Origin of the sequence: Snodgrassella sp. CS2 (genome assembly GCF_050310315.1) — a bacterium.
GTDB classification, from domain to species: domain Bacteria; phylum Pseudomonadota; class Gammaproteobacteria; order Burkholderiales; family Neisseriaceae; genus Snodgrassella; species Snodgrassella alvi_E.
The window spans coordinates 1-3,757 of record NZ_JBNPBA010000021.1; the positions used below are offsets into that span (position 1 = coordinate 1).

The window sequence follows — 3,757 nt, forward strand, 5'->3', positions numbered from 1 at the left end:
CTGGATGCAAATAACCAAATCACCATGAACCTGAGGTTTCCGGGACAGTATTACGACGAAGAGACTGGACTATCGTACAACTACTTCAGGGATTACGACGCGAAGACAGGGAGATATATTCAGAATGACCCGATAGGGTTGGCTGGGGGAATAAACACGTATGGGTATGTAGGTGGAAATCCGCTTATATATAGTGACCCGACTGGGGAGATTGCTCCGGTAGTTGGTGCATTAGTTGTTGCTGGAATAAGGTTAGGCATTATAGATTTGAGATCAGCATTATCAAGCATTCGGGCTAGAAGATTAGTTTCTGGCATCATGCCTGGAGTAGGTGCAGGCATAAATCAGAATATTGATAGAAGATTGAAAGAAGGAAATAATGGGTTACCATATTTAAATTCAAGACATCCAGGGGAAGATCATTTACTTAATGTATGTGAAGGAAAAAAAGAGTTAGGATATGACCCTTTTGAACCAAACGATCGTTGTCAAAAAATAAGAAATGCAATATATTATTTATCAATGAGAGCAAGAATACGAGCCGGAGACTTAATAAAATATGGAGGAGGGGACAGTGGACATAATCTAAGGTACAATCGAGTATTAGATGCTTTGAAAAAGCTTGTAAATGAAGCTAAACTTTGGGGTTGTGAATATGACAAGCAAGCAGATGAAATATTAAAATCATCAAAACGGTCAATAGCAGAAAAAATGAGTGTTTCCAAAGAGGTTGCAAAAAAATTCAATTAGCTTTCTTTTTTTCAAAAAAGTGGAGTTTTTATGTTGAATACATGTTTAATAAAAAATAATTACTTCAAAGCTAAAGTTGCTTATATTAATGATGGGGTAGTATATATTGTAATATATAGATCAGATACATTTGAACATTATGTTTCTTTTAGTATCTATAATAATACAGATAAAAAAACTTGGATTTTAGAAGCTGATAAAATTATTAAAAAATTAGATGTGCCGATTGATTGGAAAAAACCACATAGGTATTGTTTAGCTTATTATGCTCGTCAGGTTTTAAACGATGATGATTTTACAGATAAATTAAATTATAATTTATTAAGTGATTCAGATATATACCGTTATGTGCTTATATCTAGATTAAAAGAAACTGCTTTAATAAAAAAATTGAATCAACTACCTAAAGAGGAAAAAATTCAATTATTTATCCTAAAGGACTGGGAAATTGAGGCTAGTGTATCAGAAGATATTCATTATGCTATCTATGGGCGTCAATATATATATAAAAGGCTATATGATAAAAAAAAATATACTATTTATTATAAAAAATATTTGGAAAGGATAGAAAATGTCTTCGGGAAAATAGATGAAAATGAATAATTTTGAGAAATTGAAAATATTAAAACTATATTTTCGAAAATTTTAAAACTAATTTAATTTTTAAATATTAAATTGTTTGATAAAGACTAACTAATTATAAATCTTTAACTAGGTCAATAAACTTAATTAGTTAGTAAATTTTTATTATTCATACTATATTTTTATGTAGAAATTATTAAATTAAAATGATGTGTATAACTATTAAAATTATTTTTTTTCTGTAAAAAAATTTTTCTTTATAATAATTTTTTTAAAAATATGATTACAATTAAAAATTAACATATATTACTCAAGTATATTTATATACATTTTTAAAGTGTATTAGCCCACTGTGGTAAGCTAACCTAAGTGAAGGCCAAACCTTGAAAAACGCCAGTTATTACTACCTAATAACAGACCATCTGGGCACCATGCAACAAGCAATAAACAGTGCAGGAGAACAGAGCTGGAAGATTACCAGTGATGCATTTGGCAACAGCGAACTGGATGCAAATAACCAAATCACCATGAACCTGAGGTTTCCGGGACAGTATTACGACGGAAAGATTGGACTATCGTACAACTACTTCAGGAGGTATATCCAGAGTGACCCAATAGGGTTGGTTGGGTGGATTAACACGTATGAATATGTAGGTGGAAATCCTCTGGTATACAGTGACCCGACTGAAAAGTTTGCTCAAATATTAATTCAAGCAGTTATAGGAGCCACCATTGTAAATGCATGCGTACTGTCCTGCATGTAATAAATTTGTAGCTGATTTATTGTATGGTTTATATCAAAATATAAAAAAGAAATGATGCATATGGATCACTTCCTTCAATTGCTATCTTAAACAAAATTAAAGAATAAAAGAAAAAAGGGTAAAGAATGTAATGAAGTAGATATCGATTTAAATAGTAATTCTAATTCTCCTAATAGAGATTGTGATCCTAAAGACTCTGATTGCAAAAGAGAATTCAAAAAACGAATTTCAAAGCAATCGGGTAAAGAATCTGCTAACGATGCTCCTGGCTGGGCAAGAGGAAAACCACCATATAAAGATGAAACCCCTGAGCAATATGCTATTAGATTAATTAGGGACAGATATGGTAAAGATAAAGTATTAGAAAAATCGGAGAAAGGTGGAGGATCAGAGTATAGTCAAATAAAAAAAGCATGGAGAGGCTATAAATAAATTTTATTATTAAAGTAGTTAATTAATTTACAATTAAGATATAATAAAAATATAAGTAAAAACCTTAATTTGAAAAGGATAAAATAGTTATGACATTATTCCGGTTAAATTACGTAACTTATTCATATCATGGTAATCAAGCTATTGAATTTGCGTTTCCATATTCAGATGATTTTGATCCTGAAATATGTCAAATATTAGGTTTTTATAGCACTTATCATAAAGCTTTAGAAAGGAAAAAATATTATTCAAAAATTTTTTATTTGAGTAAATTGAAAAGGCTTGAGATTTATGATGTTAATAATATAGACGCAGATTGGTGGCGTGAAGGCTTCGTCACTATATAATTTAGTAATAAATTTTTTAAATGGTGCTGAATATGACTGAAAACAAAGTTTATACATTGATTCACGCTAAAGAGACAAAACAAAATGGTTTAACACAATTCGAAATTGGCACTTTTTCCTCATTAGAAAGAGCACTTGAAGAAAAAAAGAAACGGGAGAATGTATCAGGTTTTAAAGATTATCCTAAAGGTTTTAGAATAGAAGTGTTTATAATCGATAAAGATTTTTGTCATGAAATCATTTATCTGTAGGCAAAATTTATTAGTTTGACCGATGGGATCGCTTAGCTTTGGTAAAACTAAAATAGAAATACCAGAGCAGCGGCCATATTTTACAGAATAATGCCAATGACAATTGAATTGGCAGCTCCAGATGATTTGGAAAATGACTGTTCAATTAGCAGAATTAATTGAATAAATGGGAGAAAGAAAAAAATAGACCAATGATTTAACCTATACCAGCAATGGCCAGCTATTGATCCATATGGCATTAGCACTATCAAAACTGCAAAAGGCAAATCCATATGCTACATCTACAGTAGCGTACGGCTAGGAACAGACTGTGATAGGGATATCAGCCATTGCGGCAGGCCAACATAAACGAAGGTCAAAACCCAAATTAGCCACCTATCACTATTTAATAACAGACCATCTAGGCACCCCATAACGAGCAATAAACAGTGCAGGAGAACAGAGCTGGAAGATTACCAGTGATACATTTGGTAAAAGCGAACTGGATGCAAATAACCAAATCACAATGAACCTGAAGTTTCCGGGACAGTATTACGACGAAGAGACCGGACTAACGTATAACTACTTCAGGGATTACGACGCGAAGACGGGGAGATATATTCAGAATGACCCGATAGGGTTAGCAGGAGGA

At 31.9% G+C, this 3,757-nt stretch carries 5 protein-coding genes; all 5 read left to right on the forward strand.

The genetic code is table 11. The features are described from left to right. Positions 1-750: RHS repeat-associated core domain-containing protein (locus tag ACQP6D_RS10985; protein WP_427858232.1), on the forward strand; the 750-nt coding region annotated here is incomplete at its 5' end. A 30-nt stretch (positions 751-780) separates the two neighbouring features. Continuing rightward, entirely contained in the window at positions 781-1,353 is a 573-nt protein-coding gene (locus ACQP6D_RS10990; protein ID WP_367440156.1) for a hypothetical protein, read from the forward strand. Between the two features lie 362 nt (positions 1,354-1,715). Further along, the gene (locus tag ACQP6D_RS10995) at positions 1,716-2,096 is read left to right on the forward strand and encodes an RHS repeat domain-containing protein (protein ID WP_427858233.1); all 381 of its coding nucleotides are present in this window, start codon (positions 1,716-1,718) and stop codon (positions 2,094-2,096) included. A gap of 811 nt (positions 2,097-2,907) precedes the next feature. Then, a complete protein-coding gene (locus tag ACQP6D_RS11000; RefSeq protein ID WP_427858234.1) occupies positions 2,908-3,126 on the forward strand; it encodes a hypothetical protein in 219 nt (72 codons plus the stop codon). A gap of 451 nt (positions 3,127-3,577) precedes the next feature. Beyond that, a partial coding sequence (locus ACQP6D_RS11005) for an RHS repeat-associated core domain-containing protein (protein WP_427858235.1) occupies positions 3,578-3,757 on the forward strand: 180 nt, incomplete at its 3' end.

Excerpts from the sequence above, each read along its gene's own strand:
- ACQP6D_RS10990 (WP_367440156.1), top strand. The coding sequence starts at position 781 with ATGTTGAATACATGTTTAATAAAAAATAATTACTTCAAAGCTAAAGTT.
- ACQP6D_RS11000 (WP_427858234.1), top strand. The coding sequence starts at position 2,908 with ATGACTGAAAACAAAGTTTATACATTGATTCACGCTAAAGAGACAAAA.